This is a genomic window from Veillonella sp. 27098_8_77 (assembly GCF_041431535.1).
GTDB lineage: Bacteria > Bacillota > Negativicutes > Veillonellales > Veillonellaceae > Veillonella.
Genome location: NZ_JAPVXW010000004.1, coordinates 91,167 through 107,435, shown reverse-complemented (window position 1 = coordinate 107,435; position 16,269 = coordinate 91,167). Strand labels below are relative to the sequence as shown.

The following is a 16,269-nucleotide window of genomic DNA, read 5'->3' as shown; positions in this document are numbered from 1 at the left end:
CCCTAGCCAAGGCCAGGGGGTCTTTACGGTAATTATGATAATAGGTTTAATTTAGGTTTTTATAAGCCAACTGAGGCAATCTAAATTAAAACGAATTAACCTACAAATTTTGTCACTGCTGCAGTATCAGTTAAGTGACGTTTAGGCATGCCCATTTCTTCAGGAGTGATGCCAAGAGCAAGACCTACTAATTGGGACATGTGCAAGATTGGCATATCTTTGCCACCGCCAACAACTTCTTTTGCTTCTTTTTGGAACATATCAAGTTGCATTTGGCAAAGTGGGCAAGGAGTTACTACGCAATCTGCGCCTTCTGTAGCTGCATCTTTGTTGATGGAGCCAGTCATTTGCATTACGGAATCATGTGCAGGGTATACAGCATGGAAACCGCAGCAATCAAGTTTACGGGAGAAGTCGATTGGTGTAGCACCGATAGCGGAGATCAAATCTGCTAAGGATGTAGGCATTTGATAATCTTCGAAGCCCATTTCAGTTTGAGGACGAAGAATATGGCAGCCATAGTATTCAGCTACACGTAAACCTGTTAAAGGTTTAACAACTTTTTCTTTCAATTTGTCCAAACCGTAATCGCGGATCAATACCCATAAGAAATGAGTGATATCAGTTGTACCGCGGTATTGTTTACCGATTTGAGCTAATTTTTTGTTCACTTCTTCTTTTTCTTTTTCGTTATTGTCTAATTCGTTTTTAGCTTCACGAAGCATTAAAGTACAAGTGTTACATACAGTTAAAAGGTTCAAACCTTTTTCTTCTGCCAATGCAATGTTACGTGCGTTTGTAGCTAATGTAATTTCTGGAGCGATATCTTGAACGTGGGACGCGCCACAGCAAGTCCAACCGTCAAGTTCTTCTAATTCGATGCCGAGTTTTTTAGCTACTGCAACAGTTGCCATGTAATCTTCTTTGGCAGCGCTTTCAAGAACGCAACCTGGGAAAAATGCGTATTTCATTATTTGCTTACCTCCTCAGCTGCTTTCATAAGTCTGCGAACACCATCAATACCATTAACTGGTTTTTGAGGTACTACAAGTTCGAAAGGATTAATTTTGCTGTGTTTCCACAAACGTAATGCATAGAATGCTTGTTTAGCGGAATCTACAACACCGTCAGATTTCAAGCTCATAGAAACTTCTTTCAAGCGACCAGTTTTGTAAAGGTCTTCTTTGAAAGCAACTGCATGGCGAACGCCTTTGTTGTTTGTAAGGCCAGCTTTTGTAGCTTCTTTACGCATGTTGGAAATATCTTGAGCAGGTTTTAAGTGTTTAGGACAACGAGAGATACAGTTCATGCAGTGAACGCATTTCCAAAGACCATTGTCATAAGCAGGTTGAATGTGAGCCATAGGTGCATCATCACGGCTATCCAATACGAAACGGTTAGCTTTAGTGAATACATAAGGTTCCAAGAAATCGTCTTGACGTGCAGTCAATTTGTTACATTCAGATGCGCAGCAACCGCAAAGGATACATTCTGTACCAGCAACGAATTTTTTGAAATCAGCTGGAGTTTGACGAACGATTTTGTCGCCTTCGTTAAATTCTGCTTTAAGGAAAATCCAAGGAGCAACTGTTTTCAAACGATCAACTTTAGATTCCCAGTCAACAACTAAGTCACGGATTACGCGGAAGTTACCGATAGGTGCAATTGTTAATTCATCTGTACCGTAACGTTCTGTTAATTCGTCAATTTTAGATTCACAACCAAGCATTGCTTCGCCATTTACGCGAATGGAGCAAGCGCCACAAACTGCGGAACGGCAAGCTGCCAAGAATGTTAATGTTGGATCTTGAGTATCTTTAATTTTTTGAAGGCCCCAAAGAATTGTACGGTCAGGTTCGTAATCGAATTTGAAAGTTTGTACAAACGCGCGACCTTGTTGGTAACGGTGGATATGATAGGTGATTTGTCTCATCTTAGTACTTCCTTTCTTGTGGTTCGTATTTAGTGAACACTACGTCGCGTTCAGTTAATTCGTATTGACCGTCTGCGCCTAATTTGATCAAAGAATGTTTTAAGTATCTTTCATCATTACGTTTTGGATGGTCTTCACGAATATGAGCGCCACGGGATTCACGACGGTGTAAAGCGCCCATTGCAATAGCTTTTGCTACTGTTAACATAGAACCGATTTCACAGTAGTTTACGAATGCCATGTTGTAAGTACGTTCAGGGTCACCTACATAACAAGTTTTGTAATCTTCGATCAATTGATCGATTTCTTTCAATGCTTCAGTAATACCTTCTTCATTACGGAAGATACCTACTTTATTCCACATTGCATCAGCCAATGCATCGCGGATTTCTACAACTGGGCGACCGCCTTCACGAGTTGTTACTTCAGTGAATTTTTCTTCCCAGTGTTTAGCAGCTGCAGCTAATTCTGCATCTACGTTAGGTTGTTCATGTGTTTCAGCATAGTCAGCTGCACCAGCACCGGATACTTTACCGAATACCACGCCGTCAGCCAAGGAGTTACCACCTAAGCGGTTAGCACCATGGATGGAGATACAAGAAGCTTCGCCAGAAGCGAACAAACCAGGCAATTCACATGCACAAGTTTTGTAGTCCACTACGTCGATACCACCCATTGTATAGTGACATGTAGGACGAATAGGTACTGGTTGAGTCAATGGATCGCAATGTTCGAAGCACATAGCCAAGTCACGGATACCATGAAGTTTTTCGATGATAACTTCAGGTCCTAAGTGACGAAGATCAGCTACTACGTATGCGTTAAGACCAGAACCAAAACCACGACCTGCAGCGATTTCATCTTCGATTGCTTTCGCTACAACGTCACGGGATGCTAATTCCATTTTGTTAGGCGCATATTTTTTCATGAAACGTTCGCCTTCAGAGTTAAGAAGGTAACCACCTTCACCACGAACCGCTTCAGACATCAAGATACCAGTACGACCAAGACCAGTTGGATGGAATTGGATCATTTCCATATCTTTCAAGCCGTTACCAGCACGGAAAGCTGCTGCCATACCATCGCCTGTGGAAAGGAATGGGTTTGTAGTACGAGTCCAGAAAATACGACCTGCACCACCAGTGGACAAGATGATAGCTTTCGCTTTAATTTGTTCTACGCGACCTTCTTTCATGTTCCAAACTACAGCGCCACCAACATGACCATCTGCAGATTTAACAAGATCTAAAAGGTACCATTCTTGTAAGAAGTGTACGCCTTCTTTCAAGCATTGTTCGTAAGTTGTGTGCAAAATAACGTGACCAGTTTTATCCGCAGAGTAGCAAGTACGTGGATAAGATTGACCACCGAAGTTACGTTGAGCAATTTTGTTTTCTTGAGTACGAGAGAATGGAGCACCCATGTGGTCCATTTCAAGTACGCCTTCTGGACAACGAGAGCAGAAGAATTCGATCGCATCTTGGTCGCCAAGATAGTCAGAACCTTTTACTGTGTCGAAAGTATGTGTTTCGATTGTGTCTTCAGGTGCAACGTTGTTCAAACATGCATTGACACCGCCTTGCGCCATCGCTGTTGCAGAGCGGGTTGGGAAAATTTTAGTAATAAGAGCTACATTTAAGCCTTTGCGACGACCAACTTCAAGAGCCGCGCGTTGACCAGCGCCACCGCTACCTACTACTAGAACATCAAACTGTTCCATAATGACCTCCTCATAACTACCTATAAAAAGAAAATTTCTTAGACTATCTAGATTCAAAAACCTTATAAAAATTTTTGATAACCTAATCATTTTTCCTTAAAGAAAAGCCTCACACTTGTGCGATTTTTCTTATAGCTTTACTTATAATTATAGTGAGCATTGCCCCGTATGTCTAAACCTTATTATGCATAATTAATTTCGATGATTTTAATTGATACTCTATATCATTTCGCATTTTTGTAGATGAATCTTGAATATTCCGATTACATTAAATGGAAATTCTATTTATTTTTATGTATATCATTTATATTGGTTCGGTTCCGAATTTTTTACTTTATAGCTATCCATATGAGGCCAATAAATACTATGTTTTACCGACTATACCACCCCAATAAGGTCATTTATTGTTATCAAAATTTTTAAATTCCTACTAAAAATACACGGATTTTAAATAGCTTATGTATATTAAAACCTCTCGATTTTAGTATACTTTTCACTTTTGATAATTATTATCATAAGTTTTTATTGTGATTTTCCTTACATCTTTTAAAATCGGTAAAATCACCCTTATCTATGCATATACGGCAATCTTCGATATACTTCATTTTATGAAATCTAATTATACTAGGCAAAACTTATATAGTAGTGCTTACATACACTATATATATGAATATATAGGGGTTTCACCATTTATTACATTCATTTTTCACTCATTCCATTTGTATAAGGTATGATAATAGATAAATTAGTTATATAATATAGCTTAAATATGTTAATATTAATTTAATTACTAATGTGTTGCAGCTTTCACAAAAATGGAAACTGATTAGTAATTAAGTTGTATTAAGAGAGAGTTATATAATTTAATCATACATAAGGAGAACAAACATATGAAGATTTTACTTGTAGAAGACGAAGAAATGCTGAATGGTATTACGGCCAAATATTTACGTGCTGAAAATATGACTGTCGATACATGTTTCAACGGTCAACAAGCTATCGATTATGTAAACACATCTAGCTATGATGTTATCGTTATGGATATCATGATGCCTGTATTGGATGGCATTAGCGCATTGGCTCAAATGCGTAACGAAGGTAATACAACACCTGTTTTATTATTAACAGCGAAGGATTCCTTACAAGATAAGGTTACAGGTCTCAACACGGGCGCTGACGATTATCTCGTAAAACCATTTGATTTAGAGGAACTAACGGCTCGTATTTATGCGTTAGCTCGTCGTAATGCACGTCATGCACAAAACGATATCAAGGTTGGCCCATTGACAATCAACGTTCCTCAACGTACGGTAAAACGCGATGGCGAAGCGATTACGTTGACAGCTAAAGAATTTGATTTATTGTATTATTTAGCAAGTAATGAAAACATCGTATTATCTCGTCAACAAATTCTCGATCATGTTTGGGAATACGATTATGAAAGCTACTCTAATCTAATTGATGTATATATTAAAGATCTACGTAAAAAGATTGACACGGATGAAAATGTGAAATTGATTCAAACCGTTCGTGGAGTAGGATATGTCCTCAAAACAGAAAACTAAGGAACAAGGTCACGACCTTAATTCTATGTCAGGTGCTATCAAGCACTTATGGAATCGCATTCCACTGACCTTTAAAATCATGTTGTGGTACACCTTATTCTTGGCTACCCTTCTGATTTCTATGTCCATTTTCTACTATAACTACATTGGAACGGCTCACAACGCAGAGGTTCGCGATCGATTGCAGCAACAAACGCTCATGATGTCTACGGATATTCGCAAGTTTAAGCCTTATGAAGATGGCACATTCTATTTAGTCTACACACAAGATGGTCTCATCACAAAAGGATATTTACCAGATGGATTCCCAAATCAGTCCAGTCTATCACTGGGCCAGATTGGTGAGGTAGAGGCCAATGGTACAACATTCTACTATTACGATGTACCTATCAACGCGCCTAACTACCGCGGATTCTTACGGGCTATTACAAGTCAAAAGATTACCGATAGAAACAGCAATACCATTTATGCACTGTTGCTTGTTACCATCGTAGCCTTACTCGTTTCGTCTATCGGCGGTTATCTATTCATAAAACAAGGATTGAAGCCACTACGCAAACTGACACATACGGCTAAGGTTATCGGTAAAAATAATGACTTGAGTCGCCGTATTGAATTGCCAGAAATTGCAAAGGATGAGGTTTATGAATTAACGACCACCTTTAACCGCATGTTATCCGGTCTCGAAGATTCATCCAATCGGGAAAAGCAGTTCAGTTCTGACGTATCTCATGAATTGCGTACCCCTATTGCCGTTATCCAAGCTGAAAGCGAATACGCCATCAAATATGCGCGCACGCCTGAGGAAATGCAAGAAGGCTTAAAGCATATTCTAGAGCAAGCTAAATTCATGTCTTCTCTCGTATCGCAACTATTGGATGTGGCACGGTTAGAAAATAACTACGAAATGAACGTAGCCCCTGTGGATGTAAGTACTATGTTAATAAATATGGTACATGATTACACCCGCTTGTGTGCAGAAAAGCAAATCACCATCAACTTGGATATCGATGATGATTTAGTTATTACGGGCCACGAAGTGTCCTTGCGTCGCGCTGTGACCAATCTTATCGATAACGCCATCAAATTTACAAAATCGACGATTAATGTTACGGCTAAGCGCAATAACTTGTACTTGATCATCGAGGTTACCGATAATGGTATTGGCATCGAACAAGATAATCTTTCACAGATTTTCAATCGCATGTATCAAACGGAGCAATCTCGTAATAAAAAATCTAATCACGGTATAGGTCTAGGCCTATACTTTGTAGATAAGGTTGTTCATTTGCATCACGGTACCATCACGGCTAAGAGTCAACCAGGTGTATTTACCACCTTTTCTATCACATTGCCGTTATCGGATACATTGATAGAATAATTGAATCATATATACAAAACACCCTCCTACATGATGTTTCTCGATGTGAGAACACATGTAGGAGGGTATTTTACGTATAAATGATTCTAATATAATCCATAGAAGATATTAACTTAGTAGCGCCCATAATGGCATATAAGCATATTCAAGGAATAGCCATGCTACAAAACCGGCCACAGCGCCTACAATGGCACCATTGATACGAATCCAGCTGAGGTCATCCTCTACCTTGGACTCGATAAAGTAGATAAATTTATCGGTACTTAGGCCTCCAAGCACTTGGCGTATAATGGTTTCAATAAGGTCATAGCCCTGTTCCAATACATATCGAGCGATATCATGTAAGGTATTTTCAATACGATTACGCAAGTCTTCAGATTGACCATATACATTCCATAGTTCAATGGCGATATTTACAAGAACTTGAGCTGGCGTTTCGCCATTTTCATCACCTTCAACGAGTAACTCCTCAACGTATGGGCATAAATGATTTTCAATGATAGATTCCCAATCTTGCTCTCGTATCCAACGTTCCCAAGCCTCATCAAGAGCATCGCAGACCACATGATTTTCCTCTATGTGACGAATCGGATCTACCCACTGACGGAGCCATGCGGTTCGCTCTGGGCTATTAGGGCGTTTCCAGTTCTCCAACATGGCATACGCCTCTGTAACAATGGCCTCTGCCATTTCCCGATAATTGACAACATCGGTAGCTTCGGACAAGGAAATCAAGAAATCCGAAAGGAAGCCCTTTCGTTTTTTCTTATGCGCTTCCTCTGCAACGACGGCCGTAAGCCAGGTGACCATGGCAGGGTGATTGATACGCTCTTGAATCACATTCAAGACCTGTACAACCATGCCTTCATAGCGATTGTGTTCACATAAATCTAGTAATACGTGCTTTAACACAGGTACGAGGGAATGTTTTTCTAGCAATGCACGAATGCGTTTAGCCCCCCATTGTGACCATTCTTCAGTAGTTTGAGATTTCCACAACAGATGTAACCCCTGATGAATAACGAGACGTGCCGCCCGTTGCCCCTCAGGTGATAGTAAGAATTTTTCAAATAATGGTACGAATTGTACCTTTTCCAATAGCACCTGACAGCGATCACGAGTAAGCATCTTCGTTTCTACAAGCTTAATCACACCATTGATAAGGCGTTCCTTATTGCGTGGAATCAAGGCCGTATGATAGGGAAATCCTAAAGGCTTACGGAATAATGCGGTCACCGCAAACCAGTCCGCCACACTACCGATGAGGGCAGATTGTACCGCCCAATAGAGCGGCTGATACCAACTTTCACCATCATAGAAAAACTGACCGATAAACACGAAGCAATATAGGATGGCCATAAGCCCCAAAATTCGGTTAGCACGCTGTTTTAAGGTAAGCGATTTGAAATAGCGAATCATCCAATCACCCCCTTAATGATAAGGGTTATGCCGTAAAATAGACCGCCGAGGACAGCCCCCACAAGGGAGCCATTGATACGGACCATTTGCAAATCATAATACATTTTGCCCCGTACAATTTGGGTTATCTCATCCGGTGAGTAGCGAGATAGTTCTTCGCCCACTACACGGTCGATGAGAGGGTTTAGTTTTTGTAACCACGGAATACTGCGCAACAAGAAGAACCGTTCGAACGGCGCCTGCTTATCCGGATTGAGAAGAATTTCGCTACCCAATATATTCAATCGTTCCATCACGATATCCATGAGGCGTACCCAATCGAGCGTATCCCCATCGATGAGCTTGCCTTCCCATTCTTCAAGGACCATTTTAACCCATTGATCCTTATGTTCTTCGATGAAAGCCTGCCATTCTTCATTAGTTTCCAAATTATTGAAAAACTTAATGGCCTGCCCCCATATATAGCGTCCCAATGGCGAGTCAATATCTTCATTATCCTTTAAAAACTGAACTGCTTTTTTCTGTACCGTATCAACTAATCGTTCAGGTGAAAGCCCATCCCCACCAAAGGCAATGGCTAGTTCACGCATAAATGAATCCTTAGTATAGGTTTTCATAATATCTAGCATGACACGATACAAATATGGATACACCTGATTTGACGCGATAACACGCTGACAAGTTCGATTAAAATAGAGCCAAAACACACTAGCCGTATGGCGTTCCAGCATGCAACGACCGAATAGAATAACGAGAGGTGTGGCTTTCCAATTGGATACCCCTTTATAAACAGCCTTATTAATCTCCTTACGCATCGGCTCAATATCCATATGGGATAGCACCTGACTCCCCACACCATAGAGGATGTCTTTCATCTGTTGTTGGCCAGCATCACTCATGCCATACTCGATGATGCGCACCATAACGCGTTCCCGTTTAATAGCATAGTACATCTGTGGCACTCGAAGCAGTTCTTCGCTAAGCATGGTGCGACCAATCTGTATGAGCCGTTCTTTACTGCGCGGCAAGATAGCCGTTTTGAAAGGAATACCTAATGGCTTTGTAAAGAGTGCGGTCACTGCATACCAATCCGCTAGACCACCAATCATAGCGGCTCCTGAAACGTGCATGATAAACGCCCAAAGTGCATCGTGCCTATGTGGGTATGAAATTAAAAATATGATAGCCATGACAATCAACAGCGTGGTTGCCACTGGTTTTGTTTTCATCATCACTTGATCCTAACTTACTCAATTACGTATATAGACTCTCCCCATATAACGTAGTGACCTAGAGGGTCACTTAAAATATGCATTCATCGCCTTCCTTTTGAGGTTCCCAAATCGGTACATCATCAAAAAGGGCTTTAAAATACACAGATGGCGTCCATAGAGGGCCATTTAAATGCATAGGAATAAATGCCTTTTTCACCTGTACGCGACGCAAAAATTCAATGGCGCCCCATTCCATAGCATCTTCTAAGCGATTATCTACAGGGAACATCGCCACATCTACAGAGAGACCTTCTAGTTCCTTAAATTCACGCCAAGCCATGCGCTTTGCATCTGCATTATTTTCCGGCGTATCACCAAGCCAATGCCACCAATTAAGGTCGCCGGCGTGGAAAATGGAATCTGAGTCAATGTTAGCAGTATTGGTCTTTACATAGAAAGAACCGCCTTCATCGGTACTGCCATACATATGAATCCCTACATCATCAAGTGTCGCATCTTGGCCAGGACGCATAGTAATGCATTTTCTTACCTTGCCCTCTAATGGCACATCTTGATGACAAATATAACGTGTTTGTGGACCATCGAATTCCGTAATAGATGGATTGAAATGATCCGCATGAACATGACTTATAAAAAACCACAACTCACGGCCACGCTTTGCCAATTGCCAAACAATATTGTTTGGATCCTTATAATAATCAAACACATAGCAACGCTTGCCATCATCTACTAGGAAGCCACTGTGTGCGAGAAATGTTACATCTAACATCGTTATCAATACCTCTACACTACTGAGAATTTATATCATTCGTATTCTTTATTATACCATATTTTTCTATATACGTTTGTGTAAAGGAAGGCCCTATTTCCAAAAAGCCTCCACCGGCCGGGTCTGTCCCTACGGGACAGGGCCAAAGTCGTTTTTTGAAAACAGGGCCTTCCTACACTTAGCACATTAGAAAATTTGGGTATAATAAAAAATACGAATTCTGTTTGTAGACAAAAGTCGATTTTTAGGGAGCAGGTTCGTCTACATAAAGCCCTAGTCGAATTTGAGTATAATAAAGAATACGAATTGATTTTTTAGAAAGAATAAGAAATGCCGCTGGCATTTCTTAGATGCGGCCAGCGGCTTTCATGTAGTCGATATATTGGTTACCCCATTGTTCGAGGGATGCGAGAACGGTTTTAAATCCCGCACCTACTTCGGTAAGGCTATATTCTACCTTTGGAGGAATGGTGCCGTATACTTCACGATGTACTAAACCGTCATCTTCCATTTGGCGCAATGCTCTAGTAAGTGTGGCTTGCGTAATTGGATGTAATCGGCGCTCCAATTCACGGAATCGCACAGGACCTTCAGATAATTCGTGCATGATCAACAAAGACCATTTACCTGCTAATAACTTTTGACTCGTTGCAAATGGGCAGCGTCCCACCAAATCATGAATATTTACGAGTTGCTCTGCCATTGTTATTCTCCTTTTCTATGTATATAACGTTATTCAAATCATATCACAAATTTATAGTATGGCAAGCATTTTATAGTATCTTTTTTAAGGGTACAAAACTTTTTGAAAATTTTTAGTCCAGTAAATATCACAATTCTATCATTTTTGATAGTACATATCCTGAATAATTCTACTATTCAAAATAATGGCACCTCTATATAATGAGGTCATCAGCAGAACACAAATACACGCCTCATCGCTATAGGTGGTGCAGGCAGTCTCTATGTAGACGAAATCAACAACCACAAGTTTAGTCGTCAACGCTTTACAGCAGTACAAAACTAACTTAAACTCTCTACAATAGATTTAAAGCCATAAAAGAGCCTCTATGGACATTCCTTTACCAATAAGGAATCCATAGAGGCTCTTGTTTATATATTAAGTTTATACCTAAATAAGTTGATTTACATCATAATTAAATTTGGCCGTTGTTTCAGCAGCAGTTTTTTGCCATTCTGTTGGCAATGTACCATCTTTATTATAGAAATAACCAGAGTCGAGGTATCGAATGATGATATAGTTAGAATCCTTTTGGTCAAAGCCATTACCACGACTGAAGTCGATACCATGGCCTGTATTGCGTGTTACGATGGCTTCTAATAATGGCAACGTAATGGCATTCAAGGTGATTTTCATATCACATTTGTCGAAAATCTTTTTGAAGAAGGAACTAGGTTTTTCTTCTTTATAGACTAACAATTTACTAATTGTACCATTAGATGCACATACTACGCGGCGAATTTCATTAATAGGGATATCAATCTTACCATTTGAGATAACACCATTTTTAATGGTGATTTCTCGTTTCCCCATGTAGGAGTAATCAAGTGGCAATTGAAGGGTATCTAAATTTGCAGGGAAGTCCGCTGTCAATTTATGGCGAGCAAAGGCAGCAATGATTGCTTTTGTTTCGCGGATATTGTGACCAGCATTAGATCCTTTACGGTCAGTATCTAAATCTTGACCTTCTATGCTTTTCCAATTATGGTCTCTGAACCTAATCGTATAATTACTGTTTGAATTCAAATATCTTGTAAGATATAGCTCATTTACGTCCTCAAAATTAATATCAGTTATAACAGTACCATTTGCAGCTTTACAGAGCACACCATTGTAACTAATCGTTAATGTACGACCTTTCTCTTCAAATGTAACAGAATTTGTATCGAATACAGAAATCATAATTCTCTCCTTCTATACTTTCACAAGTATAATGATTACTATACACAAAATATATTGTTAGTTTTATTATATACTAACCACAATTGAAACACAAAAAAGCTGGCTCATAGAGCCAGCTTTCAGCATATCAAAACATATACAACATATGTTTATATATGAAATTATGCAGCTATTAGATGCTTTCAACAGCAGCGATAGCAGCAACGTCTACAACGTCTTGAGCGGAGCAGCCACGGGAAAGGTCATGAACTGGTTTAGCCAAACCTTGAATCAATGGGCCAAGAGCGTCAGCGCCGGAGAAGCGTTGTACCAATTTGTAACCAATGTTAGCAGCTTGAAGATCAGGGAAAATCAAGATGTTAGCTTTACCAGCTACGTTGGAGCCAGGAGCTTTCTTTTCTGCTACGGAAGGAACGATGGAAGCGTCCAATTGTAATTCGCCATCGAATTTGAAGTCAACGTTGCGTTCTTTCAAGATGTTAACAGCTTCAACCACTTTGTCTACTTCTGGAGTGGAAGCGGAACCTTTTGTGGAGAAGGATAACATGGATACGCGAGGGTCAGCCATGCCAACAACTTTGCGAGCTTTTTCTACAGTGGATTCTGCGATATCAGCCAATTGTTCGCTAGTTGGGTTAGGCAATACGCCGCAGTCGGAGAATACGAGCATACCGTCGTCGCCATATTCTTTTTTGCTTGTGAACATGAACATGGAAGAGGATACAGTTTTAAGGCCTGGTTTTGTACCAACAACTTGTAATGCAGCACGCAATACGTTTGCAGTTGGGCAACCGGAACCAGCAACCATACCATCTACAGCGCCAAGACGAACGAGCATAGCGCCGAAGAATAAGCAGTCACCTTTCATAGTTGCGTCAGCTTTTTCAGGAGTCATACCTTTTTTAGCGCGCAATTCTACGAATGTATCAACCATTTCTTGGTAACGATCGTAGTTAGCTGGATCGATGATTTCAGCACCTTCTACAGATACGCCAACAGCTTTAGCAGCTTCTGCGATTTCAGCTGGGTTACCAACGAGTACAGGTGTTACGAAACCTTCTTTCAAAATGATTTCAGTTGCTTTCAATACGCGTTCATCTTTGTATTCTGGCAACACGATTTTTTTACCTAATGGTTTTACTTGGTCTTTTAATTTTTGAATTAAATCCACGATTTTTGCCTCCTTAACATTGGCTTATGCCATATCAATACTATTATTATAGCAAATTCAACCTACAGGTAAAAGTAAAATTTATTTCTGAGTCTATTATTCTAATTTTTATCCTATAATATTAATAATTGTGAAAGTTGGAATTCATTCCAAACTTCCTGTCTTTTTACAATTAATTTGGATTTCATTCCAACTTTTACAAAATTTTATGACTAATTAGGATTCTATTCCAACATCTAATAGATTATGCTACAGAATTCTCATTCTAATCGTTGAATAATAGATATATAAAACGATACAATAATAGAAATAGAACACTAGATTATAACTTTATTCCCCTTTAAGGAGGACTCATGGCCAATACAGAAACAACAATCAATGCAGTTATCAATCCTCAAATCAACGATGCTCCCATCGATATAGAGAAAACCATCAAAGCTTTAGAGCGCAATAAATTTGTAGTCCATTATTTTGAAACAGGCGCTGATGCGGTGGACTATTTACAGTCTCGCATTCAACATAAACAGGTGGCTATCGGTGATTCACGCACCTTATTGGAGCTCAAGGTTCATGATGCTTTATCCGAGGTCAATGATGACATAACAGACATTCAGCGTCCCCTTCCGGGGGAAAGCTTCCGCGACACCGCATTACGTACCATGGGACGCGATGTATTTTTAACCTCTGTTAACGCCTTGGCGCAAACAGGTGAAATGGTCAATATCGATGGTACCGGCAACCGAGTAGCAGCATCCCTATTCGGATCGCAAGAGGTGTTCTTTGTGCTAGGTCGCAATAAAATTACACCGGACTTGGCCTCTGCCATCTACCGGGCGCGCAATGTGGCTGCCCCTCTGAACAGTAAGAAAAATAAGAAAAGTTCACTAAACCCTTGTGCCAAATTAGAGGAAAAATGCTACGACTGTGGTTCACCGGACAGAATTTGCAATGCCTTAACCATTTACTATAAGAAAATGCGTAACATGCAAATTATGGAGGTTATTATCATCAATGAGGATTTAGGATTTTAATGAAATTCTATATGTCGATGTTCTATGCCGTGAAAGTCGATAAAACCTAAGTCAGGACCTCCAAAAAATGTATCTAAAGGCATATTATCAAAGCCATTGACTATCCTACACAGCGTAGATATACGAGGGTCTATATTCCCCTTTTCCAGTCCGCTAATATAGGACTGTAACAAGCCCGTCCGCTTAGCTAACTCTTGTTGAGTTATGTGATAGTGGCGGCGCCATAATAGAATGAGAACGCCTAAGTGCTGGATAGCCTTTTCTGACTGTGCTTCACTGCATACGATATCATACGTCATAGAAACCTCACTTTCTACTATCCATAATAGCAACTCTTTGCCTCCACAATACGGCAACCACCTATGAGGGGCCATACCAACTTGAATTGTGATGACATATAATAGAAAATCCCTTGCGATACATTCATATTGCAAGGGATTTTTATACATATTATGTTATAAAATTATACCTGTACACACATACATGTATATTCTTGTACATAAAACTCTTATTTATTCTCTTCTGCAGTAGCCATAGCACGTTTGATTTCCATGTATTTAACCATGCCATCAACGGCTTTTTTAGCTTCGCGCATCGCAAGTACTACAGTAGCTGGTTTATGCACTACGTCACCACCGGCGAATACACCTTCACGGCTTGTCATGCCGTATGGTTCTTCGGATGTGATGATATAGCCTTTTTCGTCTACGCGAAGGTTGTTACCTTCCCCAACGAGGCGTGCATTAGGTTTATGACCAGCAGCGATGATGATCTTATCGACAGGCATCACTTGGTATTTACCTGTGCCGTGGATACCGGCACCATCGTCATTAAGGGCCATTACTTCGTATTTAAAGCCTTCTACCTTGTCTTTACCTTCTACACCAACTGGAGATGCGAACCATTGGAATTGAACACCTTCGGCACGGGCTTCTTCGTATTCAGATAACAAGGCTGGCATTTGTTCTTGGCTACGACGGTATGCAACAGTGACAGATTCACAGCCTAGACGTACGCATGTACGAGCCGCATCCATCGCTACGTTACCACCGCCGATGATAACAACGCGGTCCCCTTTCTTCACAGGAATCGCTTTTTCTTCAAGCTCACCATTTTCTACCAATTGTACATTTGTTAACAAGTACATTGCTTGGAATACGCCTGTAATTTGATCGTTTTCCATACGTACTTCTTGAGGAATATGTGTACCCGTACCGATGAAGATGGTATCAAAGCCTTCTGCAAATAGATCATCCAAGGATTTATCTTGGCCGATGAATGTATTACATACGAATTTAACGCCTAAGCCTTCAAGACGGGCGATTTCACGACGTACAACGGACTTGGACAAACGGAACTCAGGAATACCGAATAAGAGTACGCCGCCTGGTTCGGATTGACCTTCAAATACAGTGACATCATAGCCGAGTTTTGCTACGTCGCCTGCAACGGACAAGCCTGCAGGGCCGGAACCGACAACGGCTACTTTACCGAGATCTTGTTTAATTTTCTTAGGTTTGCGCAATCCATTGATGCTTTCAAAATCGGCAGCAAAACGTTCCAATTTACCGATGTTGATAGGCGGTTTCTTAGCCTTATTCATGATGCAGTTGCCTTCGCATTGATTTTCGCGTGGGCACACGCGACCACAGATAGCTGGCAAGTTTGTACGTTCCGCCAAGATATCGTTGGCTAAGCCAAAGTTACCGCGCGCGATGGCTTGGATAAAACGAGGAATTTCGTTTTCAATCGGACAGCCCATGCGGCACAAAGGTTTTGGACAATTTAGACAACGTTTCGCCTCAGCGAGCGCCTCCTCCATCGTGTAATCCGCATCAAAATGTAATGGTTTTAATTCGTTACTCATGGCACATGCCTCCTAACAAGGATCCAGTACTATACTTATACAGCGTTGCATGCACCTAAGCTGTCCGATGAGCCCTCTCACATAGGGACGCCGCCACATGCTGCTAACATTTATCTTTTGTAACCATTCGATAGACGTGTGGTCACTGGTCAGACACACACTATTCTATAGTACATTTTAAATTGTGAAAGCGAGCTCCGTCAAGAAGCTGAGCTACAATATGCTTATTTTATATACATTTATTGCTATAATAC

14 protein-coding genes are annotated in these 16,269 nt (G+C 40.5%); 3 read left to right on the top strand and 11 right to left on the bottom strand.

The features are described 5' to 3' along the window. Positions 1–95: 95 nt before the first annotated feature. From O3617_RS03925 to O3617_RS03915, 3 genes are read right to left on the bottom strand one after another with little or no spacing between them, the layout of a single operon-like run. Positions 96–971: a CoB--CoM heterodisulfide reductase iron-sulfur subunit B family protein gene (locus O3617_RS03925; RefSeq protein WP_005378080.1), complete on the bottom strand. Its 876-nt coding sequence runs from the start codon at positions 969–971 to the stop codon at positions 96–98. Next, on the bottom strand, positions 971–1,933 hold the full coding sequence (locus O3617_RS03920; protein WP_005381216.1) for a succinate dehydrogenase/fumarate reductase iron-sulfur subunit: 963 nt from the start codon (positions 1,931–1,933) through the stop codon (positions 971–973). Before O3617_RS03920 ends, O3617_RS03925 begins: the two co-directional genes overlap by 1 nt. Position 1,934: 1 nt before the next feature. After that, entirely contained in the window at positions 1,935–3,653 is a 1,719-nt protein-coding gene (locus O3617_RS03915; RefSeq protein WP_371448804.1) for an FAD-binding protein, read from the bottom strand. An 890-nt stretch (positions 3,654–4,543) separates the two neighbouring features. Here O3617_RS03915 and O3617_RS03910 point away from each other — a divergent pair. Together O3617_RS03910 and O3617_RS03905 are read left to right on the top strand one after the other, a co-directional pair. Continuing rightward, positions 4,544–5,218 carry a response regulator transcription factor gene (locus O3617_RS03910; protein ID WP_005378137.1) on the top strand — a complete coding sequence of 225 codons (675 nt, stop codon included), beginning with the start codon at positions 4,544–4,546 and terminating at the stop codon, positions 5,216–5,218. Then, a complete protein-coding gene (locus O3617_RS03905) occupies positions 5,196–6,599 on the top strand; it encodes a sensor histidine kinase (protein WP_371448802.1) in 1,404 nt (467 codons plus the stop codon). The genes O3617_RS03910 and O3617_RS03905 overlap by 23 nt, the downstream gene beginning before the upstream one ends. Before the next feature lie 108 nt (positions 6,600–6,707). Here the strand turns inward: O3617_RS03905 and O3617_RS03900 are convergent, their stop codons facing one another. From O3617_RS03900 to pta, 6 genes are all read right to left on the bottom strand, one after another. Next, on the bottom strand, positions 6,708–8,018 hold the full coding sequence (locus O3617_RS03900; RefSeq protein ID WP_371448801.1) for a DUF445 domain-containing protein: 1,311 nt from the start codon (positions 8,016–8,018) through the stop codon (positions 6,708–6,710). Next, on the bottom strand, positions 8,015–9,250 hold the full coding sequence (locus O3617_RS03895; RefSeq protein WP_339360783.1) for a DUF445 domain-containing protein: 1,236 nt from the start codon (positions 9,248–9,250) through the stop codon (positions 8,015–8,017). The genes O3617_RS03900 and O3617_RS03895 overlap by 4 nt, the downstream gene beginning before the upstream one ends. A 70-nt stretch (positions 9,251–9,320) precedes the next feature. Then, complete coding sequence (locus O3617_RS03890) at positions 9,321–10,022, bottom strand: MBL fold metallo-hydrolase (RefSeq protein ID WP_371448799.1); 702 nt, start codon at positions 10,020–10,022, stop codon at positions 9,321–9,323. A 346-nt stretch (positions 10,023–10,368) separates the two neighbouring features. Beyond that, positions 10,369–10,725, bottom strand: a complete 357-nt coding sequence (locus O3617_RS03885) for a helix-turn-helix domain-containing protein (RefSeq protein WP_016476348.1) — start codon at positions 10,723–10,725, stop codon at positions 10,369–10,371. Between the two features lie 429 nt (positions 10,726–11,154). Further along, entirely contained in the window at positions 11,155–11,946 is a 792-nt protein-coding gene (locus O3617_RS03880; protein WP_371448798.1) for a hypothetical protein, read from the bottom strand. Between the two features lie 172 nt (positions 11,947–12,118). Further along, complete coding sequence (pta, locus tag O3617_RS03875; RefSeq protein WP_005378201.1) at positions 12,119–13,117, bottom strand: phosphate acetyltransferase; 999 nt, start codon at positions 13,115–13,117, stop codon at positions 12,119–12,121. A gap of 353 nt (positions 13,118–13,470) precedes the next feature. On the opposite strand from pta, the gene O3617_RS03870 reads away from it, so the two are divergent. Beyond that, complete coding sequence (locus O3617_RS03870; protein ID WP_371448796.1) at positions 13,471–14,148, top strand: lactate utilization protein; 678 nt, start codon at positions 13,471–13,473, stop codon at positions 14,146–14,148. Here the strand turns inward: O3617_RS03870 and O3617_RS03865 are convergent. Then, entirely contained in the window at positions 14,145–14,480 is a 336-nt protein-coding gene (locus O3617_RS03865) for a helix-turn-helix domain-containing protein (RefSeq protein WP_371448794.1), read from the bottom strand. The two genes, O3617_RS03870 and O3617_RS03865, sit on opposite strands and share 4 nt — an antisense overlap. A gap of 176 nt (positions 14,481–14,656) precedes the next feature. Beyond that, positions 14,657–16,015: an NAD(P)-dependent oxidoreductase gene (locus tag O3617_RS03860; protein ID WP_005381238.1), complete on the bottom strand. Its 1,359-nt coding sequence runs from the start codon at positions 16,013–16,015 to the stop codon at positions 14,657–14,659. Positions 16,016–16,269: the final 254 nt, after the last annotated feature.

Coding starts and splice junctions, on each gene's coding strand:
- O3617_RS03915 (WP_371448804.1), bottom strand. CDS start 3,653: ATGGAACAGTTTGATGTTCTAGTAGTAGGTAGCGGTGGCGCTGGTCAA.
- O3617_RS03880 (WP_371448798.1), bottom strand. CDS start 11,946: ATGATTTCTGTATTCGATACAAATTCTGTTACATTTGAAGAGAAAGGT.
- O3617_RS03885 (WP_016476348.1), bottom strand. CDS start 10,725: ATGGCAGAGCAACTCGTAAATATTCATGATTTGGTGGGACGCTGCCCA.
- O3617_RS03910 (WP_005378137.1), top strand. CDS start 4,544: ATGAAGATTTTACTTGTAGAAGACGAAGAAATGCTGAATGGTATTACG.
- O3617_RS03895 (WP_339360783.1), bottom strand. CDS start 9,250: ATGATGAAAACAAAACCAGTGGCAACCACGCTGTTGATTGTCATGGCT.
- O3617_RS03860 (WP_005381238.1), bottom strand. CDS start 16,015: ATGAGTAACGAATTAAAACCATTACATTTTGATGCGGATTACACGATG.
- O3617_RS03890 (WP_371448799.1), bottom strand. CDS start 10,022: ATGTTAGATGTAACATTTCTCGCACACAGTGGCTTCCTAGTAGATGAT.
- O3617_RS03870 (WP_371448796.1), top strand. CDS start 13,471: ATGGCCAATACAGAAACAACAATCAATGCAGTTATCAATCCTCAAATC.
- O3617_RS03925 (WP_005378080.1), bottom strand. CDS start 971: ATGAAATACGCATTTTTCCCAGGTTGCGTTCTTGAAAGCGCTGCCAAA.
- O3617_RS03900 (WP_371448801.1), bottom strand. CDS start 8,018: ATGATTCGCTATTTCAAATCGCTTACCTTAAAACAGCGTGCTAACCGA.
- O3617_RS03905 (WP_371448802.1), top strand. CDS start 5,196: ATGTCCTCAAAACAGAAAACTAAGGAACAAGGTCACGACCTTAATTCT.
- O3617_RS03920 (WP_005381216.1), bottom strand. CDS start 1,933: ATGAGACAAATCACCTATCATATCCACCGTTACCAACAAGGTCGCGCG.